The organism is Catenulispora subtropica, from assembly GCF_039531675.1.
In the GTDB taxonomy this organism is placed as follows: domain Bacteria; phylum Actinomycetota; class Actinomycetes; order Streptomycetales; family Catenulisporaceae; genus Catenulispora; species Catenulispora subtropica.
The window spans coordinates 45,681-71,804 of the sequence record NZ_BAAAQM010000010.1; the positions used below are offsets into that span (position 1 = coordinate 45,681).

General features: G+C 70.0%; 20 protein-coding genes. 6 read left to right on the plus strand and 14 right to left on the minus strand.

The genetic code is table 11. The annotated features are described in order from the left end of the window. Positions 1 to 2 precede the first annotated feature (2 nt). The 4 genes from ABD466_RS11140 to ABD466_RS11155 are packed head-to-tail and all read right to left on the minus strand — an operon-like array spanning position 3 to position 4,946. Positions 3 to 1,403 carry an aldehyde dehydrogenase family protein gene (locus tag ABD466_RS11140; RefSeq protein ID WP_344656900.1) on the minus strand — a complete coding sequence of 467 codons (1,401 nt, stop codon included), beginning with the start codon at positions 1,401 to 1,403 and terminating at the stop codon, positions 3 to 5. Then, complete coding sequence (locus tag ABD466_RS11145) at positions 1,400 to 2,134, minus strand: gamma-glutamyl-gamma-aminobutyrate hydrolase family protein (protein WP_344656901.1); 735 nt, start codon at positions 2,132 to 2,134, stop codon at positions 1,400 to 1,402. The genes ABD466_RS11140 and ABD466_RS11145 overlap by 4 nt, the downstream gene beginning before the upstream one ends. Then, complete coding sequence (locus ABD466_RS11150; protein WP_344656902.1) at positions 2,131 to 3,495, minus strand: glutamine synthetase family protein; 1,365 nt, start codon at positions 3,493 to 3,495, stop codon at positions 2,131 to 2,133. The genes ABD466_RS11145 and ABD466_RS11150 overlap by 4 nt, the downstream gene beginning before the upstream one ends. Beyond that, positions 3,492 to 4,946, minus strand: a complete 1,455-nt coding sequence (locus ABD466_RS11155; RefSeq protein WP_425558628.1) for an amino acid permease — start codon at positions 4,944 to 4,946, stop codon at positions 3,492 to 3,494. Before ABD466_RS11155 ends, ABD466_RS11150 begins: the two co-directional genes overlap by 4 nt. Before the next feature lie 420 nt (positions 4,947 to 5,366). On the opposite strand from ABD466_RS11155, the gene ABD466_RS11160 reads away from it, so the two are divergent. Continuing rightward, a complete protein-coding gene (locus ABD466_RS11160) occupies positions 5,367 to 6,092 on the plus strand; it encodes a FadR/GntR family transcriptional regulator (RefSeq protein ID WP_344656903.1) in 726 nt (241 codons plus the stop codon). Positions 6,093 to 6,118: 26 nt separating this feature from the next. On the opposite strand, the gene ABD466_RS11165 is transcribed toward ABD466_RS11160, so the two are convergent. After that, positions 6,119 to 6,490, minus strand: a complete 372-nt coding sequence (locus ABD466_RS11165) for a hypothetical protein (RefSeq protein WP_344656904.1) — start codon at positions 6,488 to 6,490, stop codon at positions 6,119 to 6,121. Between the two features lie 398 nt (positions 6,491 to 6,888). Between ABD466_RS11165 and ABD466_RS11170 the strand changes: the two genes are divergently transcribed. After that, positions 6,889 to 7,599: an MOSC domain-containing protein gene (locus tag ABD466_RS11170; RefSeq protein ID WP_344656905.1), complete on the plus strand. Its 711-nt coding sequence runs from the start codon at positions 6,889 to 6,891 to the stop codon at positions 7,597 to 7,599. A 300-nt stretch (positions 7,600 to 7,899) separates the two neighbouring features. Here the strand turns inward: ABD466_RS11170 and ABD466_RS11175 are convergent, their stop codons facing one another. Continuing rightward, positions 7,900 to 8,475 carry a hypothetical protein gene (locus ABD466_RS11175; RefSeq protein WP_344656906.1) on the minus strand — a complete coding sequence of 192 codons (576 nt, stop codon included), beginning with the start codon at positions 8,473 to 8,475 and terminating at the stop codon, positions 7,900 to 7,902. A gap of 210 nt (positions 8,476 to 8,685) precedes the next feature. Between ABD466_RS11175 and ABD466_RS11180 the strand changes: the two genes are divergently transcribed. Then, the gene (locus ABD466_RS11180) at positions 8,686 to 9,657 is read left to right on the plus strand and encodes an acyl-ACP desaturase (protein ID WP_344656907.1); all 972 of its coding nucleotides are present in this window, start codon (positions 8,686 to 8,688) and stop codon (positions 9,655 to 9,657) included. Between the two features lie 102 nt (positions 9,658 to 9,759). On the opposite strand, the gene ABD466_RS11185 is transcribed toward ABD466_RS11180, so the two are convergent. Both ABD466_RS11185 and ABD466_RS11190 read right to left on the minus strand, forming a co-directional pair. Next, positions 9,760 to 9,996, minus strand: coding sequence for a hypothetical protein (locus tag ABD466_RS11185; RefSeq protein WP_344656908.1), 237 nt, complete (start codon positions 9,994 to 9,996; stop codon positions 9,760 to 9,762). A gap of 360 nt (positions 9,997 to 10,356) precedes the next feature. Beyond that, positions 10,357 to 10,800 (minus strand): MarR family transcriptional regulator, encoded by a 444-nt coding sequence (locus tag ABD466_RS11190; protein ID WP_344656909.1) that lies wholly within the window; start codon positions 10,798 to 10,800, stop codon positions 10,357 to 10,359. A 210-nt stretch (positions 10,801 to 11,010) separates the two neighbouring features. Here ABD466_RS11190 and ABD466_RS11195 point away from each other — a divergent pair, with 210 nt between their 5' ends. Next, the gene (locus ABD466_RS11195; RefSeq protein ID WP_344656910.1) at positions 11,011 to 11,661 is read left to right on the plus strand and encodes a TetR/AcrR family transcriptional regulator; all 651 of its coding nucleotides are present in this window, start codon (positions 11,011 to 11,013) and stop codon (positions 11,659 to 11,661) included. Positions 11,662 to 11,860: 199 nt separating this feature from the next. Here ABD466_RS11195 and ABD466_RS11200 read toward each other — a convergent pair whose 3' ends face one another. From ABD466_RS11200 to ABD466_RS11220, 5 genes are all read right to left on the minus strand, one after another. Beyond that, a complete protein-coding gene (locus ABD466_RS11200; protein ID WP_344656911.1) occupies positions 11,861 to 14,011 on the minus strand; it encodes an AfsR/SARP family transcriptional regulator in 2,151 nt (716 codons plus the stop codon). Positions 14,012 to 14,026: 15 nt separating this feature from the next. Continuing rightward, a complete protein-coding gene (locus ABD466_RS11205) occupies positions 14,027 to 14,512 on the minus strand; it encodes a S26 family signal peptidase (protein WP_344656912.1) in 486 nt (161 codons plus the stop codon). Continuing rightward, complete coding sequence (locus ABD466_RS11210; protein WP_344656913.1) at positions 14,509 to 16,332, minus strand: ABC transporter ATP-binding protein; 1,824 nt, start codon at positions 16,330 to 16,332, stop codon at positions 14,509 to 14,511. Before ABD466_RS11210 ends, ABD466_RS11205 begins: the two co-directional genes overlap by 4 nt. Beyond that, positions 16,325 to 16,894 carry a TlpA family protein disulfide reductase gene (locus ABD466_RS11215; protein ID WP_344656914.1) on the minus strand — a complete coding sequence of 190 codons (570 nt, stop codon included), beginning with the start codon at positions 16,892 to 16,894 and terminating at the stop codon, positions 16,325 to 16,327. The genes ABD466_RS11210 and ABD466_RS11215 overlap by 8 nt, the downstream gene beginning before the upstream one ends. A gap of 86 nt (positions 16,895 to 16,980) precedes the next feature. After that, positions 16,981 to 17,169 carry a hypothetical protein gene (locus ABD466_RS11220; RefSeq protein ID WP_344656915.1) on the minus strand — a complete coding sequence of 63 codons (189 nt, stop codon included), beginning with the start codon at positions 17,167 to 17,169 and terminating at the stop codon, positions 16,981 to 16,983. Positions 17,170 to 17,293: 124 nt separating this feature from the next. On the opposite strand from ABD466_RS11220, the gene ABD466_RS11225 reads away from it, so the two are divergent. Further along, complete coding sequence (locus tag ABD466_RS11225) at positions 17,294 to 17,821, plus strand: MauE/DoxX family redox-associated membrane protein (RefSeq protein WP_344656916.1); 528 nt, start codon at positions 17,294 to 17,296, stop codon at positions 17,819 to 17,821. Positions 17,822 to 17,839: 18 nt separating this feature from the next. On the opposite strand, the gene ABD466_RS11230 is transcribed toward ABD466_RS11225, so the two are convergent. Next, the gene (locus ABD466_RS11230; protein ID WP_344656917.1) at positions 17,840 to 20,341 is read right to left on the minus strand and encodes a carbohydrate-binding module family 20 domain-containing protein; all 2,502 of its coding nucleotides are present in this window, start codon (positions 20,339 to 20,341) and stop codon (positions 17,840 to 17,842) included. Between the two features lie 362 nt (positions 20,342 to 20,703). Between ABD466_RS11230 and pulA the strand changes: the two genes are divergently transcribed. Further along, entirely contained in the window at positions 20,704 to 26,121 is a 5,418-nt protein-coding gene (pulA, locus tag ABD466_RS11235) for a pullulanase-type alpha-1,6-glucosidase (RefSeq protein WP_344656918.1), read from the plus strand. Positions 26,122 to 26,124 lie beyond the last annotated feature (3 nt).

Sequence of the window (26,124 nt, forward strand, 5' to 3'; positions counted from 1 at the left end):
TCTCAGTTCCCTGTCGTAGCGATGAAAACGTTCTTGGTCTCGGTGAACGCGTCCAGCGCGTCCGGGCCGAGTTCCCGGCCGAGGCCGGACTGCTTGAAACCGCCGAACGGCGTCGAGTACCGCACCGAGGAGTGGGAGTTGACCGACAGGTTGCCGGACTCCACGCCGCGGGCCACGCGCAGCGCCCGGCCGAGGTCGCGGGTCCAGATCGACCCGGACAGCCCGTACTCGGTGTCGTTGGCGATCCGCACCGCCTCCTCCTCGTCCCGGAACGGCACGACGCTCAGCACCGGCCCGAAGATCTCCTCGGTGAAGGCGGCCGCGTCGCGCTCGACCGGCGACAGCACCGTCGGCGCGAACCAGAACCCGGCACCGTCCGGCGCCGAGCCGCGGAACGCCACCGGAGCGTCGCCGGGCACGTACGAGGCGACCTTCGCCCGATGCGCGGCCGAGATCAGCGGCCCCATCTCGGTGGACTCCTCCCGCGGATCGCCGACGCGGATGCCGCGCACCGCCGGCTCCAGCAGCGCCATGAACTCGTCGAACACCGAAGCCTCGACCAGCACCCTCGACCGCGCACAGCAGTCCTGCCCGGCGTTGTCGAAGGCCGCGGACGGAGCGCTGGCCGCGGCCGCCGCCAGATCCGCGTCGGCGAACACGATGTTCGCGCTCTTCCCGCCGAGCTCCAGCGTCACCGGCTTCACCTGCGCCGCGCACCCGGCCATGATCTGCTTGCCGACCGCCGTGGAACCGGTGAAGACGACCTTGCGGACCGCCGGATGGGTGACGAACCGCTGCCCGACCACGGAGCCCCGGCCCGGCAGCACCTGGAACACGTCCTCCGGGATCCCGGCCCGTAGAGCCAGGTCCTCCAGCCGCATCGCGGTGAGCGGCGTGAGCTCGGCCGGCTTGAGCACCACGGGGTTGCCGGCCGCCAGCGCCGGGGCCAGCGCCCAGCCCGCGATCGGCATCGGGAAGTTCCACGGCACGATCACGCCCACGACACCGAGCGGCTCCTTGAACGTCAGGTCGATGCCGCCGGCCACCGGGATCTGCCGCCCGAAGTTCCGCTCCGGCGCGGCGCTGTAGTACTCCAGCACGTCGCGGACGTTGCCGGCCTCCCAGCGCGCGTTGCCGATCGTGTGGCCGGCGTTGGCGACCTCCAGGGCGGCCAGATGCTCCCGGTCGGCGTCGACGGCGGCGGCGAAGGCGCGCAGCAGCCGCGCCCGGTCCGCGGGCGCCACCGCCCGCCAGCTCTCGAAGGCGCGCGCGGCGCGCGCGATCGCGGCGTCGGTCTCGGCGACGCCCGCGAGCTCGACCTTGGCGATCACCTCCTCGGTGGCCGGGTTGACGACCTCGTGGACGGTCGGCTCCGCACCGCTCGCGGTGGTCGTGGCCGTCATCGTGTCTCCGCCTCTCTGGTGTCCGCGTTCTTGGCCGCCGCTTCGACGAGGGCGTCGAACAGCCGGTTGTCGCCCGGGTCGGCCTCCGGGTGCCACTGCACGCCGACGACGAAGTCCCGGTCGGCCATCTCGACCGCCTCGACGGTCTCGTCGCCGCACCAGGCGGCCGGCAGCAGGTCCCGGCCGATCTTCGCCACGGCCTGGTGGTGGTAGCAGCGCACCGGCACGGGGTCGGTGCCGACGATCGTCGCCAGCCGGCTCGCCGGCCGTACCCGGACCGTCTGCTCCCCGAACGTCGCCGGCGCCGGCTGGTGGCCCTGGTCGCCGAGGTCGTCCGGCAGGTGTTGGACCAGCTGTCCGCCCATGGCGACGTTCATCAGCTGCATGCCGCGGCACACGCCGAGCACCGGGATCCGCTGGCGCAGGGCTTCGCCCAGCAGGGCGAACTCCCAGTCGTCACGTTCGAGGTTGGGCGCGCCGGTCCTGGGATGGGGATCCTGCCCGTAGTTGCCCGGGTCCAGGTCCGGGCCCCCGGCCAGGACCAGACCGTCGACGGAGGCGATGGCCTCCAGGGCGCCGGACTCCTGCGGCGGCAGGAGCACCGCGACGCCTCCGGCGCGGGTCACGGCGCTGATGTAGGAGTGGGGGATGAGCGCGGCGCGCTGGTTCCACACGCCCCACGCGGCCTGGTCGAGGTAGCTGCTGACGCCGATCAGCGGACGGTGGTTCACAGGCGTTCGAACCCCCGGCGGCGCTCCCAGTCGGTGACCGCCGACTCGTACGCGGCGAGTTCGACCCGGCCGGCGTGCGCGTAGTGCTCGACGACGTCCTTGCCGAAGGCGGACGCGGCCACCGTGCTCCCCTCGAAGGCCTCGACGGCGTCGTGCAGCCGGGAGGGCACGCGGGGACGGTCGGAGGCGTAGGCGTTGCCGGCGAACTCCGGCTCCAGCTCCAATCCGTTCTCGATGCCGTGCAGCCCCGCGGCGATCAGGGCCGCGACCGCGAGGTAGGGGTTCACGTCACCGCCCGGCACCCGGTTCTCGAACCGGAGCGAGGAGCCGTGGCCGACGACCCGCAGCGCACAGGTCCGGTTGTCCCGGCCCCACGCGATCGCGGTCGGGGCGAAGCTGCCGGCGATGTAGCGCTTGTAGGAGTTGACGTTCGGCGCGAGCAGGAGCGAGAAGTCGCGCAGACAAGCCAGCTGCCCGGCCAGGAAGTGCTCCATGACCGGCGAGAACCCGTGCGGTCCCTCCCCGGCCATCACCGGGGCGCCGCTCTGGTCGCGCAGGCTCAGGTGGATGTGGCAGGAGTTCCCCTCGCGCTCGTTGTACTTGGCCATGAACGTCAGGCTCGAGCCTTCCTGGCTCGCGATCTCCTTGGCGCCGGTCTTGTAGACCGCGTGGTCGTCGCAGGTGTCCAAGGCCTTGCCGTACTTGAAGGCGATCTCGTGCTGGCCCGGGTTGCACTCGCCCTTGGCCGACTCCACGACCATGCCGGCGCCGGCCATCTCGTTGCGGATCCGGCGCAGCAGCGGCTCGATCCGTCCGGTGCCGAGCACGGAGTAGTCGACGTTGTACTGGTTCACCGGGGTCAGGCCGTGGTAGTCGCGCTCCCAGGCCTGCTCGTAGGTGTTCTTGAAGAGGATGAACTCCAGCTCGGTGCCGACGTAAGCGTCCCAGCCGTACGCGGCGAGCCGGTCGAGCTGGCGCCGCAGCACCTGGCGCGGCGAGACGGACACCGGGGTGCCGTCGTGGTGCGTGACGTCGCACTGGACCATCGCCGTGCCCGGATGCCAGGGCACCAGGCGCAGGGTGGACATGTCGGGGGCCATCACGAGGTCGCCGTAGCCCTCGTCCCAGGACGAGATGGCGTAGCCGTCGACGGTGTTCATGTCGACGTCCACCGCCAGCAGATAGCCGCAGCCCTCCGCGCCGTGGGCGACCACGTCGGCCAGGAAGAAGTCGGCGGCCACCCGCTTGCCCTGCAGGCGTCCCTGCATGTCGGTGATGGTCATGACGATCGTGTCGATCCGTCCGGTCCCGACGAGCTCGGCCAGCTCGTCGAGGGTCAGGCGGGGGTGGAACGGGCTCATCGGGTCTTGTGCTCCTGTTCGATGGCTTCTTCGACGGCTTCGAGCTCGGCGAGCGAACCCTGCACCTTCGGTCCGGTGAACCAGCGGCGGGCCGAGACCAGCCACCACAGCCCGGCGAAGCCCAGGACCACCAGGACCGCGACCGGCGTGTAGTTGAAGGACTTGGCGTTGATCGGGCTGACCGTGGGCAGCATGAACAACACCGTGATCACCCCGGTCCAGGTGACGGCGAGCACGCCCACCGGACGGCTCCACCGGCCCAGGTGCCACGGACCGCGCTCGAACGACGAGCCCTGGCGCAGCCGCAGGAACACCGGGATGACGTAGGCGATGTAGAGGCCGATGACCGAGATCGACGTCACGGCGGCGTAGGCGGTGCTGTTCCACAGCGACGGCAGGCCCAGCACGAACGCTCCGCCGGCCGCGAGCCAGACCGCGTTCACGGGGGTGCGGGTCCGGTCGCTGATCCGGTGCCAGATCTTCGAGCCCGGCAGCGCGCCGTCCCGGGAGAACGCGTAGATCATGCGGGAGTTGGCGGTCACGGAGGCCATGCCGCAGAAGAACTGCGCGCCGATGACGATGAGCAGCAGCAGCTTGGCCCCGGTCGTGCCGATGGCGTCGATGAAGATCTGGACCGGCGGCACCCCGGTACTGCTGTTGACCGCGCCGTCGTAGTCCTTGATGGCGAACGTGATGCCGATGAGCAGCACCCAGCCGGCGACCAGCGAGACCAGGATCGAGTTGACGATGCCCTTGGGCCCGGACACGGCCGCGTTCTTGGTCTCCTCGGTCATGTGGGCCGAGGCGTCGTAGCCGGTGAACGTGTACTGCGCCAGCAGCAGGCTCAGCAGGCCCACGTAGAGCGGGTTGTGGAAGCCGGTCTCGTTGACGAACTTGGTGAACACGAACTTCACCGAGGCGTGGTGCGAGGGCCAGAAGGCGAGCACGCCGACGACGATCGTGACGCCGATGACGTGCCACCAGACGCTGACGTCGTTGAACAGCGCCACCAGCTTCACGCCGAGGGTGTTCAGCAGGGCGTGCAGCAGCAGGATCACGCCGAAGACCATCACGGTGTGGCCCGGCGTGGCCGCGAAGCCCCACTGCATGTCGAGGAAGGCGTTGGTGAACAGGGCGGCGCCGTAGTCGATGCCCGCGGTCACCGCGACCTGGCCGAGGAAGTTGAACCAGCCGGTGAACCAGGACCAGGCGGCCCCGTTGCGCCGAGCCAGCTTCGCCGCCCAGAAGTAGAGTCCGCCGGCGGTCGGGTAGCTGGAGCAGACCTCGGCCATGGCCAGCCCCACCAGCAGCGTCATCGCGCCGACGAGCGGCCACCCCCAGGTGATCATCGCCGGGCCGCCGGTCGTCAGACCGTAACCGTAGAGGGTCAGGCACCCCGACAGGATCGAGATGATCGAGAACGAGACGGCGAAGTTCGAGAAGCCCGACATCGACCGGGCCAGTTCCTGGGCGTAGCCCATCTCGTGCAACCGGCGCTCGTCCTCCTCCAGGACGGCGTCGACGGTTTCGGACGGATGGACCGTCCCGGTGGGTTCAGCGGTCACGGAGCACCTCCAACAAGCAGGGTGGATGGAGCGCGTCACGGGATTTAATGGTTTGAAAGCAGGCCATTGCCGTGCCCGCAAGTTTCCCCGGACCCCTCGGGAGTGTCAAGAGGGTGCGGCGCCATCCCCAGAAACGGCACCGATGCTGGCAAAATGGACAACGGGAAGTCCGGCGCCTCAAGCGCCGCCATTGGACGGATCGCCGGGCTTTTCCACCTGCGAAGATTACGCCCGGCCCCGGCATGGAAGACTCTTCGAGCAGGTCGGCCCCAGGGGCCGGAGAACCAGCCTTCGAAAGGAGCGTGGATGGCCGTGACGGACGGGAGCGTCCATGCCTATTCCCTGTTCCAGCCCGTCCGCGCAGGCAACGCCTTCGAGGACACGATCGAGCGGATCCTGCGGGCCATCAAACTCGGCGAGGTCCCGGTCGGCGACCGCCTGCCCCCCGAACGCGAGCTCTCGAACCTGCTCGGCGTCAGCCGCGACACCCTCCGCGAAGCCATCAGGGTGCTGGCAGCCGAGGGCATCGTCGAAAGCCGCCGCGGCCGCTCGGGCGGCACCTACATCCTCCGCACCCCGGCACCCCCCGGACACCTCCGCGACGCACTGGACCTCCTGCCCTACGGCCTCGAGGACACGCTGGTGTTCCGCCGCGTCGTGGAAGCCGGCGCCGCCGAAGCCGCCGCGGCCCGAACCCTCGACGCCGAAGTCCGCGCACTCCTGACCGCCCGCATGACCGCCACAAAAGAGGCGACCCAGGAGAACTACCGGATCGCCGACACCCGCTTCCACCTGACAGTCGCCGAACTGTCAGGCTCCCCCCAGCTGAAGGCCGCAGTCGCCGAGGCCCGCCTCCGCGTCAACGACCTCCTCGAATCCATCCCGATGATGCAGGTCAACCTCCGCCACGCCGCCCAGCAGCACGAGCGCATCACCGACGCCGTGCTCGCCGGAGACCCCGACGGCGCTCGCCGCGCGATGCTCGAACACCTCGACGGCACCGCCATGCTTCTCCGCGGCTTCCTGGACTGAGACCCGGGCTCTGCCCGCGCCGCCCGTCAACGATCCAGCAGCTGCTTGGCCAGGGCGACCTCCTGACGGATGTCGTCACCGACCCGCTTGGGCACGGCCCGCAGGCAGGTGACGTCGGGGCGCTCGGGCACCCTGGCCAGGGTGAGGTCCGCCCGTTCGGCGAGAACGACAAGCGGCGCCGCGGGATCTCCGGACGCCGGAGCAAGCTCGTTCAGCTCCCGGTTGATCTCGACGATCACCATCCCCTCCGCACCGACGCGAGGCCCGAACCGCCCCCGAAGCCGCTGGACCCCGGCGGTCGCGGCGGCTCCGACCAGAGGCAGCAGGATCTTCGCGCCCAGCCGCAGACCCCAGCGGAGCAGGGGTGACGGCACCCGCTTGACGGCGCGTTTGGTCATTCTGTCGAGGTTCGACGGCACGATCTGGCTTGTACCCCGCCTGACATGGGTAAACGCGCCACATGTCGGGGCGCCCGTAAGTCTGGCACCTGCCAGCCGGACGCCCGTCTTTCGAGGAAGTGACCACCGAACCGGCGGCAGCTGAAGCCCGCTGAGTGGCGCACCCCGTCTGTACCCCACCGCCGGAATCCGCCCTTGGCGCCGATCAGCGCCGCATCGCTGCCACCAGCCGCTGCACCGGGCGGTGCCGCCGCCGGGCAACGCGGGCCGCGGTGTGCCGCTCGGCTCCGGTGGGCGATCGCGCATCTAACGTAACGGTCCTCCAGTTGCCGTTAGAAGGCGAGGACGTCATACTAACGGATACAGCCTTGTTTATGCATTAGAAAGGTGGCGGTGTGATGCATGTTGCCGAGCTGTGGCGGTACCCGGTGAAGTCACTGCGCGGTGAACGGCTCGGCTCGGCGGTGCTGACCGCGGACGGTGTGGCCGGTGACCGTGTGGTCCACGTGCGGCAGCGAGGCGACGTAGCCACCGCCCGGACGCGGCATCGGCTGCTCGGACTGGACGGCACCACCGGCCCCGACGGCGCGGTGCGTATCAATGGTCTGCCGTGGGACGGCCCGGAGGCCGCGGACCTGGTCCGCCACGCGGCCGGCGAGGGCGCCGAACCGGTCTGGTACACCGGTCCCGAGCGCTTCGACGTGCTCCCGCTGCTGGTCGCCACCGACGGCGGGATCGAGGCGTTCGGCTACGACGGACGCCGCCTGCGCCCGAACATCGTCGTCGGCGGCGTACCGGGACTGGCCGAGCGTGAGTGGCCGGGTGCGGTGCTGCGGATCGGCGAGGCGCTGATCGGAGTCCGGACTCTGCGCGCCCGCTGCATCGTGACGACGATCGACCCCGACGACGGTTCCCAGAACCTTGACGTGCTGCGCCGCATCCACCGCGTGTTCGGGACCAAGCTGGCGCTGAACTGCTGGGTGGGCCGCCCCGGGACGATCCGCCTCGGTGATCCGGTGGAACTGCTCAGCGTCGGGGATCTCGACGAGCCGTTGCCCGAACCCAGCCCGGGTGGGTGGATCGTGGGGGCGCCGTACTCGGTGCCGTGAGCTGATGGACCGTCGGCCGAAGGCGAGAGGCGGACGCGCTTTGCCCGGTTACCACCGCCACGTTCGGGTGACATTGCGTATTCTCCTCGGCCCCTGGGGCAGTCAGGGATCGGAGGGGCTCTCCTTCGCCGGTCTTACGAGTTGCTGAGGTCATCATGGGTCTGTCGGTGTGCTCATGGAACCGCATGCGGAGAGCCCTGGCATCGGCCGGTGTCTGGGCCGCGGCCGCGGCGCTCGGCGTCGTCCCGGCATCGGCGGACGGCCCGGTGACCGAATATGGACCGTTGCCGTCCATGCCGGTCAGCGGCGTATGCGAGACTCACTTCGACTCCGCCTGACATAGTAGGCGCGGGTGAGGAGCAGGACGAGCGGCCCCCATAGCAGGCCGGGAGCGATGCAGATATCCGAGAGCAGACGCCACCAGGCCGAGCTGTACTCGGGGCCCTTCATCCCTGGCGTGTGCAACCAGATCAAAACGGTCTGGATCAGTACACCGGTCATCACCAGCCCCCCGACGGTCGCCGGGACGACCGCCGCGAGCGGTGGAATCCGCCTGCCAGCCAGCCGCGGAACCCACCGCGGCACGACCTCACCCCAGCCCCGGACCAGGCCGTAAGCCAGGTGCGCCGCGCCCTCGCTGAAGATGCTGAGGCCGAAGACGTAGAAGGGTGCCCATCCAGCCAAGCTCCCCTGATCTTCGGCCATTCCCATGGTGAAACCGAACCCAAAGGGCAATCGCCACAGGCACCAGGGCAGCACCAGGAGCGGTATGGCATGCGCGGTACGTTCCGCCCAGCGTGCGACGGGCTGTTCGGTCGGCTGAGCTCTCCATGTCTTCACGGAGATCAGCTTCGCGGGAATGGCGGTAGAGATCATCGAGCTCTGGGATGATCGCCGGCTCCCTCGTAGGGGCGAGCTCCCATCAGCCCTCGGGGGTATCTGCCTGCGATTCGCGTCGATGACGCTGAGCACCGCTTGGCGGCCTCCTTCGGAACCCCATTAGGGCCTTTCGGCCCTGGTCGGGGCCATCCGCCCGAACCTACGGTGGCGTAACCCAGCTGATCACCGACGTTGGAGACCACCGCCATGAGCACCACCAGCCCTGCCGTACCCCCGAACCGCACGACGTGGACCGATGCCCGCCTGCTCGTCGATCTGGAACCCGTCGTCGCGCGGGAGATCGACCGGCACCTGGGCGTGTTCCGGGAGTGGATGCCGCACGAGTACGTGCCGTGGAGCCAGGGCCTGGACTTCGATGGTCCGCTGGGTGGTCAGCCGTGGGACCCCGCGCAGTCGTCGCTGACCGAGGTCGGCCGCACTGCGATGGTGGTGAACCTGCTCACTGAGGACAACCTGCCCAGCTATCACCGTGAGATCGCGACCCTGTTCGGCCGGGACGGTGCCTGGGGGACCTGGGTGCACCGCTGGACCGCCGAGGAGGCCCGGCACTCCATGGTGATGCGCGACTACCTGCTCACCACGCGTGCCGTCGATCCCGCGGCGCTGGAGACGGCTCGCATGACTCACATGAGCGGTGGTTTCGAGTCGGATCATCGGCACTCCGCGTTGCGCTCGATCGCTTACGTGGCCTTCCAGGAGCTGGCCACCCGGATCTCGCACCGCAACACCGGCCGGGAATGCGGCGACGCGGCGGGGGAGCAGATGCTGGCCCGCATCGCGGCGGACGAGAACCTGCACATGATCTTCTACCGGAACCTGTTGGCCGCGGCGATCGAGGCGGCTCCGGACCAGGGGATGCGAGCTGTCGCCGATGTCGTGACCGGTTTCCGGATGCCGGGGCACGGCATGCCCGGGTTCGAGCGCGCCGCCGCCACGATCGCCCTGGGCGGCGTCTACGACCTGCGGATCCATCACGACGACGTGTTGCGTCCGGTCCTGCGTCACCTCAAAGTCCTGACGCTCGGCGGGCTCGGTCCCGATGGGCAGCGTGCCCAGACGGAGATCGGTGACTATCTCGACGCCCTGGACGCACAGGCTCGCAAGTTCGAGGAACGCCGCGCTGCGATCAAGGCTCGGCGTGCTGCACGGCAGCGCTGACTCTTACCGGAATCGCTCCACGTCGGCTCGCGCCCATTGCTCGAAGGTGCGGGGCGGGCGACCGGGCAGCTCGTCGAGGAGAGGGCCGTCGGCCGGCGGCGACTACATCATGATCGACTCCTGGCCGACGATGGTGTGCTCGCGTTTCCCGTCCGGCCAGCCGAAGTCCACGACGCGGTGGGTGCCGTCAGCGTCGTCGATGACTTCGATCCAGAAGCCGCCGTTGCCGCTGTAGACCTGACCACCGTTGGATCCCGTCGCGAGCGTGAGGATGGCGTCCTCGACGAACGGGGTGCCGTCGGGCGGCTGGAGGGTGACTCTGAGGCCATGCAAGGACATATCTCGATCGTGCGGGGTGGTCCGGCCGCGCCGGGCATCGGATGGCGCTGTTCAGGCGACACCGCTGCTGACCCGTGTTTCACGCTGGCGCCCCTGGGCGCGTTCAGTCACGGAGTTCGCCGATGACGATTCGAGTCAGCCATCTGCCGAACAGCACAACCCCCGTAGCGCCTATAGCCGGTTGTGCCAAGGGCACGAACTGCCACGCGGCCATGCTCACCGGAGCGCCGACCACAAGCGCGGAAAGGCCGCGGGCCTTCCTGGACATCGATCCCCCCGTCCGCGTACACGGCATGTCGATCGCTGCCAGCGTAGCGGCCTTGGGCGTTGGACGGTGTCTCCGGCTGCCGGGTTCGGGTGTCAGGAGGCTGCGAGTTCGGCGTTGACGCCCGCGGTCACCGTGGCCAGGACCCGGCCGGCCACCGCCAGATCCTCGGCGGACACCTGGCCGTAGACGCGGCCGAGCGTGGTGGCGATCGTGGCGGACAGATCGCGGTGCAGGTCGTCGCCGGAGGCGGTGGGAGTGAGCTCGCCGTCGCGTGACTCCAGCAGCCCGGCGGCGATGACTGCGTCGAGGGCGGCGGTGACCTTTGCGGTGTCGAGCTTCGTGGCGGCGGCGACTCGGGCGGCGAGTTGGTCGCCGGTGCCGGTCGGGCCGACGGAGGCCAGCTTCAGCGCGACCCAGGCGGGGTAGTCCAGGCCGGTTCCGGCCAGGACCTTCTCCAGCAGGGCGCGGTGGGCGTTCTCGGCCTGGCCGAGGATCTGGGGGTTCAGGGTCACGGCGGCAGGGCTGGCGGTTGACATGGTCGGGCTCCTTGCGTGGTGGTCGGTTCCTGGTGGTTGGTGCCTGCTGGTTGCTGGTTGCTGGTTGCTGGTTGCTGGTTGGTCGGCGGCGGCGCCGTCGTGCCGTCTGGCGCCGAGTAGAGAATGACACTGAGTCTCAAAAAGTGTCAAGTATCGATAGAGGCTGGATGTCTATCGGCTCTCGGCGTCACATGCGGTATGATGACCGTCATGCCGACCGCTCCGAGCGTTCCGACTTCCCCGTCCGGCGACCGCTCCCTGCCCCTGCGCGAGCGTAAGAAGCTGCGCACCCGCCGGGCTCTGGCCGACGCCGCGCTGACGCTGTTCACGGCCAAGGGCTTCGACGCCACGACGGTCGACGAGCTGGCCGACTCCGTGGAGGTCTCGAAGAGCACGTTCTTCCGCACCTTCCCCAGCAAGGAGGCGGCGGCGATCGAGGCCGAGACCGAGGTCTGGACCGTCTGGCTGGCCGCCCTCGAAGCACGCGGCCTGTCCGGTCCGGTCTTCCCGGCGTTGTGCGACACCCTTGCTGAGGCCGCGACAGCCCTGCCGCCGGACTGGGACGAGCGCTACGTGGCCACGCGCCGCCTGGTGATGACCGCCGCCGCGCTGTTGTCCCAGGTGGAACTCCAGCGCAACGACGTCAAGCGTCGGGCGCGGGCCACCCTGGCCGCGAAGCTCGGCTTGGACCCCGAAGACCTGCGGCTGCACGTCCTGTCCGAACTGACGATGACGGCCTGGAGCGTCTCGGCGCGCGAGTGGGTCCGGTCCGGCGCCGACGGGGGACGCGAGACGTTGCTCGCCCGCCTGCACGACGCGTTCACCGCGATCCCCGCCAGCCTGGACCTCGCGGCCGGGTGAGGGCGACGCGCCGACCCGCGGAGTCCGGTTCCGTTCGCCGTCGTGCGGCGGAGCGGGCCGGACCGTGAGCGCGAGCTCCAGCAGGCGGACGCCGGAGTGACCGTCGCGGAAGGCAGCGTGTAGCCCGAGGACTCGCTCGAACCGCGGCCTCCTGAGATGGGAGTGGGTGCTTCGACCGGTCCTTCAGCCGAAGCGGGGCTCAGCCACTGCGGGTCAGAGCCTTGGTTGCGATGTCGCCGCCGCTGCAGCGGGTCGGCTCGCCGGTCATGGCTTGGACACGCTGCTCCGCCTGCCAGTGGACCGGATGCTGCTGGTAGGCGCGCACCGCCCAGCCCAACTGCCGGGCGTGCCGGTCCAGGCCGAGGGCGACGGCGCGGCCGGCGACGGAGAGCAGGGCCTGGTGTTCGGCCCTGAGCCAGTCCAGGGCCGACTGGCGGTCGCCGAACCGCTCCAGGGGCACCGGCTCGGCCGGCGGTTCCAGGTGGAGGGTGCCCATTTTGGGCCGGTACCGCTGATTGGCGGCGTAGGCGGAGTGCAGGTAGAAATCGAGCAGCCGGCGTTCGGCCGCCGGGTCGTCGCAAAGTTCCCGCGCGTACGCACGCAGCAGGTCGTGGCATGTGAAGCGGCCGCGGCTCTCCTCGGTCAGCAGGTGTGCTCGGACCAGCTCCTCCAGGAGCTGGCCGGTCGCCTCCGGTCCCCGTCCCAGGAGAGCGGCGGCGGCGGTCGGCGTGAAGGTCCGGCCCGGGTGCAGGCCGAGCAGGCGGAACAGCCGGGCGGCGCCTTCGGAGAGATCCGCGTAGGACCGTGCGAACAGGGTCCGGAGGTCGGTGGCCGGATCTCCGCCGTCGAACCAGTCCAGCCGCACCGGCTGGCCCAGCTTCGTGTCGAGCTCGCCGAGCGACAGGGCCGGGCGCAGGGCCGCGCGGGCGGCCACGATCGCGAGTGCGATGGGGAGGCCGGCGCAGCGGTGGACGATCCGCTGGAGGGCGGCGGCGTCGGTGGCCGCGCGGTCGTCGCCCAGCCGCGACAGCAACAGGGTCCGGGCGTCGTGGTCGGTGAGCATGTCCAGGACCAGTGGTCGCGCGCCCTCGGCGGCGACCAGTCCGGTCAGTTCCCTGCGACTGGTCACCAGGGTGAAGCACTGTGGCGCGGCCGGCAGCAGCCACCGGACGTGCTCGGCGTCCCGGGCGTCGTCCAGGAGGATCAGCACCTTGCGATCGCGCAGCAGGCTGCGGTACAGCCCGATCCGGGCGTCGGTCGTCGTGGGCAGCCGCCGTGCCGGGACGCCGAGGGCTTCCAGGAATCCCTGCAGCACTTCGGCCGGGTCCACCGGCTTGCCGGTCGGCGAGGAGCCGCGCATGTCCGCGTACAGCTGGCCGTCGGGAAACCGGTCCGCGACGCGGTGGGCCCAGTGCACGGCGAGGGCGGACTTGCCGACTCCCGGGCTTCCGCTGACAACGGCGAGAGTCGACGTCGATCCGGCGGTGACCGACCGGTCGAGCTCGGCCAGCTCCCCGCTCCGGCCGACCAGCCCCGGCACGGCGGCGGGAAGGTGCGCGGGCGTCGGCCGCGCGGCCGGGCGGTCGCCGTCCAGGGACGGGGCGTGCCGCAGGATCGCCAGGTGCAGGTCGCGCAACGCCGACCCCGGATCGATGCCGAGTTCGTCGGCGAGCCGGCCGCGCAGGCGTTCGTAGCAGGCGAGCGCCTCCGCCTGTTTCCCGGAGCGGTAGAGCGCGAGCATCAGCATGGCGGTGAAGCGTTCTCGAAGCGGGTCCTCCGCCAGCAGCCGGCGCAGCAACGGGACCAGCGTGTCGTGGCGGCCGCAGGCGAGTTCGGCCTCGGCGAGCCGCTCGTAGGCCTGGAACCGTTCCTCGGCGAGCTGGCGGCGCACGGCGGCGGCGTAATCAGAGGTGATGTCGGCCAGCGCCTCGCCCTGCCACAGGTCAAGCGCCTGGCGTAACAGGTCGCTCGCCCGGTCGTGGTCGGTCGTCGCGCGGGCGCGGGCGACCAGGGCGCGGAACGCGAACAGATCGAGGTCCTCCGGGCCGACACGCTGCAGATAGCCGCCGGCGACCGACTCCACGGCCGCGCCGGGATCGGCCCGGCGCAGCGCGGAGACGGCGGCGTGGATCTGGGTCCGCGCGGTGGGCGGGGCGTCGTGGCCCCACAGCGCGCCGGCGAGCCGTTCGAAGGTGACGACGGAGTTCGCGTTCAACAGCAGGCAGGCCAGAGTGGCCCGCCATTGCGGCCGCAACGCGGGCGTTCGGCCCCGGCCGTCCACGATCCGTACCTGGCCCAGCAGTCGGTAGACCGGAGGGGGGTACTTATCAGAATCCTGATCATGATCCATTGGCTCCGGAGGGTATTACACGAAACGCCGCACGGCTAGCCCTACGATCAGCTCATCCGGGACGTAGCCGTAGGTCCGCGAGTCGTAGCTGATCAGAGGGTTGTCACCGAGAACTGCGATACGTCCGGGCGGGACCGTCCGGTCGCCGAGGGCGGCCAGTTCGGCGGGCAGCCGGTCGCCCGGCGCCGCGGCGACCCGCTTGACGAGCAGCCGGTCGTCCGGCAGGACGTAGCGCACGGTGGCGGGATCGTCGTCGACACCCTCGAACGCCTCCGGGTCGAGGACGCCGGGGCTGCGGAACACCACGACGGCTCCGGCGCGCAGCGCCCCGACGCCGGCCCGGCGCACCAGCAGCCGATCGCCGGCCGTGTAGGTGGGCAGCATGCTGCGACCGGTGACGGTCACCAGCAGGTAGCGCCGGCGCACCAGGAGCGCTGTTGCCAGTCCCGCCGCCAGGGCCACGACGGCCCCCACGGCCACAGCCGCCGTCCCCGCGCTCACACCGGCTCCGCGTCGAGCTGGTATCCCGCGGCCTGCGACCGGAACAGGCCCGCGTACTTCCCGTCGGACGCGAGCAGCCCGGCGTGGTCCCCGGTCTCCACGATCCGGCCACCTTCCAGCACGGCGATCGAGTCGGCGTCACGCACGGCCGACAGGCGGTGCGAGATCAGCAGGTTCGCCCGTCCGAGCCGGGCCGCCCGCAGGGCCGCGTGCATCTCCTGCTCCGCCTCCGGGTCCAGACCCGAGCTGGGCTCGTCCAGGATCATCAGGTCCCGTCCGGTGCGCAGCAGTCCGCGGGCCAGCGCCAGCCGCTGCCATTGGCCGCCGGACAGGACCGTGCCCTCCTCGCCGTCCTCACCCACGAACATCCTCGTCAGCATCGTGTCGTAGCCGTGTGGCAGAGCCCTGAGCACGCCGTCGACGCCGGCGCGGCGTGCCGCGTCGTGCAGACGGCCGTCGTCGCCGAGGGCGGTGACGTCGCCCATGGCGATGTTCTCCGAGGCGCTCAGGTCGTAGGCCATGAAGTCCTGGAAGACCGCGCCGACCCGGGCCCGCAGCTCGGCCGGGTCCAGGTCGCGCAGGTCCACCCCGTCCCAGAGGATCGCGCCCTCGGTCGGGTCGTACAACCGGCACAGCAGTTTCACCAGCGTGCTCTTCCCCGAGCCGTTGGTACCGACCAGGGCGACGGTGGTCCCGGCCGGGATCGTGAGATCGACACCGCGCAACACCCACGGATGGGCCGGGCTGTAGCGGAACCAGACGTCGCGGATCTCGATCCCGCGCCGCAAGGTGGTCGTGGGCCGCGGATCGGCCGCCACCGGCAGATCCGGCTCGGTGCGCATGACCGCCACGAAGGCGCCCGCCATCAGCCCCTGCTCCCGCAGTCCGGCCAGCGAGGACACCAGCCCCTGCAGCGCCGACTGCACGCTCGCCACGGCCGCCACCAGGATCGACACGTCTCCCAGGGTCAGCCGGCCGTCCCGGGCGGAGACCGCGGCCCAGACCAGCGCCCCGCCCGCGAGCGTCGCCGACGCGGTCGACAGTCCCGACTGGACCCAGACCTCACGGCGCTCGGCGCGCCGCTGGGCGGCGTTGGCCTTGCCCCGCTCCCGCATCATCAGGGAGCGCAGATGGTCGCCGCTGCCGAACACCCGCAGCTCCTTCGCGGCCTGGACGCCGGACAACAGCTGGCTGAAGAAGAACTCGCGGCGGTGGTGCGGCTCGATCCGCATCCGGGTCGTCGCCCGCCGCCGCGACAGCGCCAGCTCGGCGCACAGCATCGGCACCGCGGCGGCCAGGAGCAGCCCGGTCATGACCGGACTGATCGTCAGCAGCACGGCGACGAAGCCGATCAGGGTCAGAGCGCCCCGGCCGAGCCCGAAGACCGTGTCCAGCAGCCGTCCGACGTCGTTGCCGCCGTCCCGGGCCAGCCGCAGGCGGTCCAGGAACGCCGGGTCCTCGAACCTGGCCAGGCCGACCTGCCGCCCGCTGGCGGCGAACAGGTCGTCCAGCGCCTGCGCCCCGATCCGCCGGGTCGCCTCGTTGTGCAGGTACAGGGCGATCCTCGGCAGACACGCCGTCGCCACGCCGGCCGCCGCGAGCGGGACCGCGATGCCGAGCACCGGCCCCTGTCCGGCCAGCCGGTCGATCAGCTGCTTGGTCAGCCAGGCCGCGACCAGCGGCAGCACGGCCTCGGCGACGGTGATGAGGAACAGGCCCGCGACGAGGACCCGCGCAGATCGCCAGATCAGCCGGGCGAGCGTCGCGGCGACGGCGCCCGCCGACGGGCTGGGGGCGGGCGCCGCGGCGGGGTCAGCCACCGACGGCCTGCGGTCGCGCCGCGGAGAGGTCACCGACCCGCGCCGAAGTGGCCTGGACCGTTCCCGACGAGTCCACCAGGGCCACCGACGGGAAGCCCGTGACTTCGAAGGCGTCGTACAGCGGCCCGCCGTGCGGCTCCACGACGACCCGCGCCACACCCGCCAGAGCCTTGACATAGGGCTCGGGGTCCTCGTCCGGCCCCCCGACGACGACCACGGCCAGCACCCGGTCGCGGCCGCCGGGGAAGGACCGGGCGTGAGCGGCGAACCTGGGCAGCTGCACCTTGCAGGGCTGGCAGCCGGGGCTGAAGAACCCGACCAGCGTCTCGCCGTCGAACAGCTCGCTGGAGACGGTCTCGCCGTCGGTGGTGGCGGTGGTGAAGGCGCCGACGGTCTCTCCGACGGGCATCATCGGGCCCGCGGGGACCGGCACGCCGGCGCCGCTCAGGCTCCCGAGCCGCTCGGAGTGCTCGCGCAGGCGGCGGATGACGCCCAGCATCAGGATGAGGTTGAACAGTGTCAGCAGGGTGAGCAGGCCCACGGCGGCCGCGAGGTAGGACATGTCGCTTCTCCAGGGTTTCCGGTTCACGGACGGCGGTGCGGCGGGCCGGGAAGCCCGAAGGCCTCCCGGCCCGGTTCAGCGACGGATCAGCAGGAACCGCAGCTCGAGTAGGAGGTCGAGCAGCCCTCGTTCAGGCAGCAGGTCGTGGTCTTCAGCTGCCCGAGGTAGGCGCGCGGGTAGGGGCAGTCCTGGCAGACCCGCGTGGTCGAGCAGCCGGCCGCGGCCTCCGTGGTCGGAACGATCCGAGCGAGGAGCCAATCTGCAATGCGTCCCATGGAATTCGCCTCTCAGGCGTAGGAAATCGGACGGCTCAAGACTGCTCAGCGCCGCTAGTCGCGGACTACGCACCGGCTACGCGGCCGTTGCCGGCGCGGACGGGCCGTCGCTAGCGTGCCCTCCGTGCGCTACGTCGACGTCGCAGGACGGCTCCTGCTCTGCACGGTCTTCGTCTTCTCGACGGCCGGTAAGGTCTGGGGCCGGACGGCCTGGGACGAGTTCGTGGACTCCCTCCGGCGGATGGCGGTCGTCGGAGACGACCGCGTGGACCTCGCCGCCCGCTCGGCCGTCGCCGCCGAAGCCGCGATCGTCGTCCTGGCCCTGATCCCGTCCCGGATCGCCGCCGTCGCCGCGTACGTTCTGGCCACCGGACTGCTCACGGTGTTCACCGCCGCGATCGCCGCGGTGCTGCGCCGCCGAGGCGCCGCCACGTCCTGCCGCTGCTTCGGCGCCTCGACGACCCCGCTCGCCCCCCGCCACGTCGCCAGGAACATCACCCTCATCGCCGCCTGCCTGGCCGGCCTGCTCGGCTCACAGGCGAACGGCCCGCTGCACCTGTCGCTGGCCTTGGTCGCCGGCGTGTTCGGTGCGACGCTGGGCCTGCTCGTGACCCGGTTGGATGATGTCGCGGAGCTGCTGCGCGTGGCGTGAGGGCGAGGGCGTCCTACCTCACTTCCAGCTGTCGTTCAGGGTCAACGTGGCGCCGGTGCCGCTGTTGCCTGTGCGGTTGCTGCCGGACTCCCAGGTGACGTTGCCGGCGGAGTCTTTGACGATGTACTTGTACTCGAACGACTGGCCCTGGGGGATCGCCACTGTTCCGGACCAGACCGGGTAGCCGGCCGAGGACAGCGACACGGCCTTGGCCGGGTCCCAGCCGCCGAGTTCGGTGATGTCGCCGACCACATAGACGTTCTGGCCCATGACGGTGGTCTTGTTCTCGTTGAAGGTGACCTTCACTGGAGCGGGTGAGGCGGTGCCGTTCCAGGTGTCGTTGAGCGTGACGGATCCGGAGGCTCCGGTGGAGTAGGAGCGGTTGCTGCCGGACTCCCATTCGATGGAGCCGTCGGGGTCCTTCTTGATGTACTTGTAGGCGAAGGTCGTGTTCGGCGGCAGGGCCACAGTCGCGCGCCACACCGGGTAGGTCGCGGAGGACAACGCGACGGCGTTCGCCACGTTCCAGCTGCCCAGGGCCGGTATCGAGCCGACCAGGTAGACGTTCTGGCCGTACCAGGTGGTCGCGGTGGCGTTGAAGGCGGCGCTGACGGTGGACGTCGCTCCGTGCCACGTGTCGTTCAGGGTGGCGCCGGTTGATCCGGTGGTCGCGCTGTGGTTCGGGTCGAGTTCCCAGGTGACGTTTCCGTTGCTGTCCTTGGCGATGTACTTGTACTCGAAGGCGGTGCCGGCCGGCAGGGTCACCGTTGACGACCAGGTACTGAGGTTCTGGGCCAGCGGGATCGCCGATCCCGTGTTCCAGCTGCCGAGGGCGGGGAGTGAGCCGACCAGATACACCGGGGCGCTGGCGGGGGCTCCGGTGACCGAGAAGGTTTCGGAGACCTGGCCGCTCGGGGCCGTGGAGGGCGTGGTGGAGGGGGTGGTGGAGGGGGTGGTGGACGGCGTCGTCGGCGGAGAGCTGGACGACGAAGGTCCTCCGCCGGACCCCACGACCGCGTTGACATCGATGGCGACCGCGTCCTTGGCCGCCGTGTTCACTTTCGCGGTACCCGAAGCATCGACCACCACGGTCGGGCCGGTGCAGGCACCGTTGGCGAAGTCGCCGTGGATCACGTCGCAGTACGTGCCGGCCGGGAGGCCGGTCTGGTACGTGGCGCTGACCGTCGAGTCCTCGTTGTTGAGCGAGATCCACCCCGCGCCGCCCCGACTGAACGCGATGGCGTTGTTGTTGTCCGACCACCAGTGCGCGACGGCCTGACCGGCCGTGGCGTTGTGGAAGCCGACCATGTTGGCCACGCCCTGCTGCCGGTCCAGGCACTCCCACACGCCGGTGCCGCAGACGGTGTCGGTCACGTAGCCGTTGCCGTCGGCCGGCGGGGACTGGTCGTTGTTGCTGTAGTCGAACCCTGAATAGACCTGCGGGGTGCTGCCCCAGCCGTAGGCGAGCTCGAACTCCGTCGCCAGGGTGTAGGTGGCGCCGTTCTTGTAGCTCAGAGCCGAGCCGTTGCGCTCCAGGTCGTGGTTGGAGACCATGACGGCGTCGGAGCCGGACGGCTCGAAGCCCTGGCCGAAGCTCTGCAGACCGGTGATGGAGCCGAGGAACGCGCTGCGCAGGCCGTAGGCGTAGTCGAAGCCCAGGACGTTGCCGTTGCCCTCGAACGCCGCGGGTGCGAGCTGGCCGCTGCTGCCCGGGAAGACCTCCTGCATCAGGTACGGCCGCGCCCCGGCGTTGGTGTTGTTCACCTTGCTGAGGATCGCCGCCATGTCGGCCTGCGCGATGTGCTTGGCGGCGTCCACTCGGAAGCCGTCGACGCCGTAGCCCTCCAGCTTGTTGAGATAGCCGGCGATCTTCGTGCGTACCGTGTCCTGCTCGGTGTACAGGTCCGAGAGGGCGACCAGTTGGCACTCCTGGACCTGGGTGACGTTGTTCCAGTCCTTGATGGTCAGATCGGTGTTGGGGCACGGCGGGTCGAAGTGGAAGTTCGACGTGTCGTAGCCGATCGACGGGTAGGAGTACGTCGCGGGGTTGAACGAGGCGCCGCCGTAGCTGTCGGTCGACGTCTGGTTCGCCCCGGCGGTGTGATTGATGACGACGTCCGCGTAGACCTGGACGCCGGCGGCGTGGCAGGCCGACACCATGGCGCCGAACTGTGCCTCGGTGCCCATGCGGCTGTTCAGGTCGTACCCGACCGGCTGGTACACCTCCCACCACGGATGCGACCCGGACAAGCGGATCGAGTCCTGCGGCGGCGCGACCTGGACGGCTCCGTAGCCCTTGGGCCCGAGCACGGTCGTGCATTCCCCGGCGACCGAGGGCCAGTTCCACTCGAACAGGTTCGCGACGACATCCCGCGGGGTGCCGCCCGATGCGGCGTGGGCGGCCGGCGAGCCGAACGTTCCGGCGACGGTCAGGGCCGCGGCGACCAGCGAGCCCGCGGCTACCGCCGCGGCGACGCCGGCTGATCGGGCACGTATACGCGTGCTGAAAGGTGAGCGCATGAAAAGGAGCCTTCCGGTGGCGACGATCCGATCGAGACGAGGCCGCGGCCGCTGACCTGGACGTGCACCGGAAGAGTGGCGCGGCCGTGACGGCGAGTCAATGGTTTTCGTGAACTTTCTGAAACTTGCAAGAGTACATCGAGCGAAACGCTGGTCAGCGCGATGGCAGAGGTTTGTTTCGGGCCGTTTCTGCAAGCCGGCACCCCATCGCGAGGCGATGACGTGGGACGAGTGTTTCTGCAAGTTTGCGAAAGGCTTTCCAGGGGTGGCCCGTGCTTGCTATCGTCCGCCTGCATCGCTTGACGACGGCATGCGTCCACCCCTACACCGAGGAGGGTTCTGCCTTGCGTCGGAGACCACGCATGAAGGCGTCGGCGGCCGCGATGGCCGCGGCCCTGGCCGCCTCACTGCTCACCGTGCTCCCCGCCCGGGCCTCGGCTCCGCCGCCGGAGCCGGGCGACGCCCAGCTGGCCGCCGTGAGTGATCGCCCTGGCCAGACCCACGAGCAGTTCTACTTCGTGATGCCGGACCGGTTCGCGGACGGTGACCCGGCGAACGACACCGGAGGGCTCACCGGCGGACGGCTGACCACCGGCTACGACCCCACTGATCCGGGCTTCTACCACGGAGGCGACCTCCAGGGCGTCATCGACCGCCTCGGCTATATCAAGGGCCTGGGGACCACGGCGATCTGGCTGGCGCCGGTGTTCAAGAACCAGCCGGTCCAGGGCACCGGCTCCAACGCCTCGGCCGGCTACCACGGCTACTGGATCACCGACTTCACCCAGGTCGACCCGCACTTCGGCACGAACGCCCAACTGGACGCGCTGATCAAGGACGCGCACCGGATGGGGATGAAGGTCTACTTCGACATCATCACCAACCACACCGCCGACGTGATCCAGGACGCCGAGAACACCTACGACTACCGCTCCAAGTCCGCCTACCCCTACCTCGACGCCTCCGGCGCGCCGTTCGACGACAGCCAGTACGCCGACGGGTCCAAGCCGTTCCCCGCGCTCAACGCCGCGTCGTTCCCCTACACGCCGGTGCTGGACGCCGGGCAGCAGCACGCCAAGCAGCCGAACTGGCTCAACGACGTCACGATGTACCACAACCGGGGCAACTCGACCTTCGCCGGGGAATCGGGATCCTACGGCGACTTCTACGGCCTCGACGACCTGTTCACCGAACGCCCAGAGGTCGTCAAGGGCATGGAGGACATCTACGACACGTGGATCCGCAAGACCGGCGTGGACGGCTTCCGGATCGACACGGTGAAGAACGTCGAGATGCCGTTCTGGCAGCAGTTCATACCCCAGATCACCCAGTACGCGAAGGACCACGGCAAGCCGGACTTCTTCTCCTTCGGAGAGGTCTACGACTCCTCCCCGGCCACCACGTCGTCCTACGTGACACAAGGCAAGCTGCAGGCGACGCTGGACTTCCCGTTCCAGAACGCGGCCCGCGAATACGTGTCGCAGGGTGCTTCGGCGCAGACGCTCTCCCAGCTGTTCGCCGCCGACGCGGACTACAACTCGGCATCCTCGAACGCGTATGAACTGCCCACCTTCCTCGGCAACCACGATATGGGCCGAATCGGATCCTTCCTCACCTCGGACAACCCCAAAGCCTCCGAGGGCGAGCTGTTGCAGCGGGACGTGCTGGCCAACCAGCTGATGTTCCTGACCCGCGGCCAGCCGGTGGTCTATTACGGCGACGAGCAAGGCTTCACCGGAAACGGCGGGGACAAGGCCGCGCGGCAGGACATGTTCGCCTCGCAGACCCCCTCCTACACAGCGGACCCGCAGATCGGCACGACCCGGACGGACGCGACCGACGAATTCGACCCGACGCACCCGCTGTACCAGACCATCGCGCAGCTGTCCCGGCTGACCAAGGACAACCCCGCGCTGCGCGACGGCGTACAGGTCGAGCGGTACGCCGCCGACGGCCCCGGCGTCTACGCGTTCTCCCGCACCGACGCCAAGCAGCAGATCGAATACCTCGTCGCGGTCAACAACGCCACGACCGACCAGACCGTGTCCATCCCGACCTACTCCTCGGGCATGACCTTCGACCGGATCTACCCGAACGCGGGCCCGAAGCCGGCCACCGGACCGGACGGCAAGCTCACGGTGGACGTGCCGGCGTTGTCGTCCGTCGTGTTCAAGGCCGAAGCGCGGCTCGCGGCCCCGGCCGCCGCGCCCTCGGTGACCGTCGACGCCCCGGCGGCCGGAGCGACCGGCCTCGTCAGCGTCGGCGCGACGGTTCCCGGCTCCGGCCTGGACAAGGTCGTGTTCGCCGCCCAGATCGGCACCGGTCCCTGGCGGACCATCGGCGTCGCCGACCACGCCCCCTACCGCGTGTCACAGGACCTTTCCAAAGTCGCGGCCGGGACTCCCGTGCGCTACAAAGCGGTCGTCGTCGACTCCGCGGGAGCCACGGCACACGCCTACGGAACGACGACCGTGGGAACCGTGCCGCCACCGCAGCCGCCGCAGGCGGTCAACCGGAGCTACGCCGTCGTCCACTACAAGCGTCCCGACGGCGACTATCAGGGCTGGAACCTCTACACCTGGGGCGACATCGACCCGTCACAGCAGACGACCTGGCCGGCCGGCCAGCCGTTCACCGGTGTCGACGCCTACGGCGCCTTCGCCTGGGTCAAGCTCAAGCCCGGTGCGACGGACGTGGGATTCATCGTCGAGAACAACGGCGTCAAGGACGTCCCCGACGATCGCCACATCGACCTCACCAAGACCGGAGAGGTATGGCTCACCCAAGGCGACCCGAGCGTGTCGACCACGCCGCCGAGTCCCTATCCGCCGGTCCCGGCGAACACCGCGATCCTGCACTACCACCGCGCTGACGGGAACTACGCGGGCTGGGGACTGCACGTGTGGACCGGGGCGGCGAACCCGACCTCGTGGACCTCTCCGCTGCAGCCGACGAGCCAGGACTCCTACGGCCTGGTCTTCACCGTGCCCCTGGCACCGGGTGCGACCAGCCTCTCCTACATCCTCCACAACGGCGACACCAAGGACCTCCCCGACGACCAGTCGTTGACCTTCGCGGCCTCCGGCCGTGAGGCGTGGATCCTGTCCGGGCAGGGGGGCTACCTGCTGCCCGAACCGGCCGGCTCGGCGCTCGACGCCGATCTGAGCAAGGCGAAGGCCCAGTGGATCGACGCATCCACGGTCGCGTGGAAGCAGCCCGTGGACCCGTCGCTGCACCAGGAACTGGTCTATGCACCCGACGGCGGTATCAGCATCCTGAACGGCGACCTGTCCCAGCCGGGGCACTGGCTCCGGCTCCAGCCGGTTCCGGGCGGCCTCACCGCCGCGCAGCTCGCCGCGCATCCGAACCTGGCGGGTTACTCGGCTTTCTCCGTCGACCCGCGTGACCGGGACCGCATCGACGAGGCATTGCGCGGCCAGGTGATCGCCACACAGCGCAACGCAGCTGGCGCACTACTCGCGGCGACCGGCGTGCAGCTGGCCGGCGTGCTCGACGACCGCTACGCGCACGCGGCGGCGACGGCGAAGCTCGGCCCGGTGTTCGACGACGGCCGACCGCGGCTGTCGGTGTGGGCGCCTACCGCCCAGGACGTTGCCCTGGAGCTCTTCGACGATGCTAAGAGCACGACGAAGCCGCAGATCGTGCCGATGCACCGGGACGCGGCCGGCGGCGTCTGGTCGGTGCCGGTCCCGAACGACTGGAAGGGGAAGTACTACCTGTACCGGGTCACGGTGTGGGCGCCTTCGGCGCAGCGCGTGGTGGTCAACCACGTGACCGATCCCTATTCGTTGTCGCTGTCCGCCGACTCGACCCGGAGCCAGATCGTCGACCTCTCCGACCGCCGGCTCACGCCGCAGGGCTGGTCGACCGTGACCAACCCGGCCCCCGCCGTCCCCAAGCAGATCCAGGAACTGCACGTCCGGGACTTCTCAGCGGACGACCCGACCGTTCCGGCGGCGGACCGGGGAACCTACTCGGCGTTCACGGACACCGGATCCGACGGCTCGAAGCACCTGAGGGATCTGGCCCGATCCGGTGTCACGCATGTGCACCTGCTGCCCGTGTTCGACTTCTCATCCGTGCCCGAGCTGCCCTCGGAGCAGCAGAGCCCGCCGTGCGACCTGTCCTCCGCCGGCCCGGCGTCCGACCAGCAGCAGGCGTGTCTGGCCCAGGTCGCGGGAAAGACCGCGTACAACTGGGGATACGACCCCTGGCACTACACCACGCCCGAGGGCTCGTATTCGACGGCTCCCGACGGCAGCGCCCGGATCGGCGAGTTCCGGCGGATGGTGCAGGCGATCAACGGTGACGGCCTCGGCGTCATCATGGACGTGGTCTACAACCACACCTCGGCGGCGGGGGAGGACCCGCACTCGGTGCTGGACCAGATCGTCCCCGGGTACTACCAGCGCCTGCTCGCCGACGGCTCGATCGCCACGTCGACATGCTGCCCGGGTACCGCACCGGAGCACACCATGATGAACAAGCTCGTCGTGGACTCGGTCGTGACCTGGGCCCGGCAGTACAAGGTGGACGGCTTCCGGTTCGACCTGATGGGCCACATGCCGAAGGCGACCATGCTGGACGTCCGGGCGGCGCTGGACGCGCTGACCCCGGCGAAGGACGGCGTGGACGGCAAGAAGATCTACCTGTACGGAGAGGGCTGGAACTTCGGCGAGGTGGCGAACGACGCCTACTTCGTGCAGGCCACCCAGGCGAACATGGCGGGCACCGGCATCGGGACGTTCAACGACCGCCTGCGGGACGCGGTGCGCGGCGGCGGTCCGTTCGACGCGGACCCGCGGATCCAGGGCTTCGGCTCGGGGCTCTTCACCGACCCGAACGGCGACCCCGTCAACGGGACATCGGAGCACCAGAAGGCCGCACTGCTGCACGACCAGGACCTGATCGAGGTCGGTCTGACCGGGAACCTGAAGGACTTCTCCTTCACGGATTCGGCCGGGCGTCAGGTCAAGGGATCAGAGATCGATTACAACGGCGCGCCGGCCGGATACGCCGACGACCCGGCGGACTCGATCTCGTATGTCGACGCCCACGACAACGAAACCCTGTACGACGCCCTGACCTACAAGCTGCCGCAGGCCACCTCGGCCGCCGACCGGTCCCGTATGCAGGTCGTCGCCTTGGCCACCACCGCACTGTCGCAGAGCCCCGGCTTCGTCCAGGCCGGATCGGACCTGTTGCGGTCGAAGTCGTTCGACGGCAACTCCTACGACTCTGGAGACTGGTTCAACGACATCCACTGGAACTGCGCCGACGGCAACGGCTTCGGCCACGGCCTGCCCCCCGCCGCGTCGAACCAGGCGAAGTGGCCCTACATGACGCCGCTGCTGCAGGACGCTGATCTACGCCCGGGCTGCCAGGCGATCGAGGCGACCACGTCCGCGTATCAGGATCTGACGCGGATCGCGGCATCCTCGCCACTGTTCTCGCTGGGAACCGGAGCCGCGGTGCAGCGAAGCCTGTCGTTCCCGCTGTCCGGGCCCGACGAGACCCCGGGCGTCGTCACTATGCGGCTGACCGGCGACGACCCGCACTGGAAGTCGATCACCGTGGTCTTCAACGCCACACCTGCGACACAGAAGCAGACGGTCGACGCGCTGCGCGGTGCATCAGTAGCGCTGCATCCGATCCAAGCCGGAGGCACCGACCCGGTGGTGAAGCAGGCGGCCTTCGACGCGGCCACCGGCACGCTCACCGTCCCGGCGCGTACCGTGGCGGTGTTCGTGCAGTCCTGATCA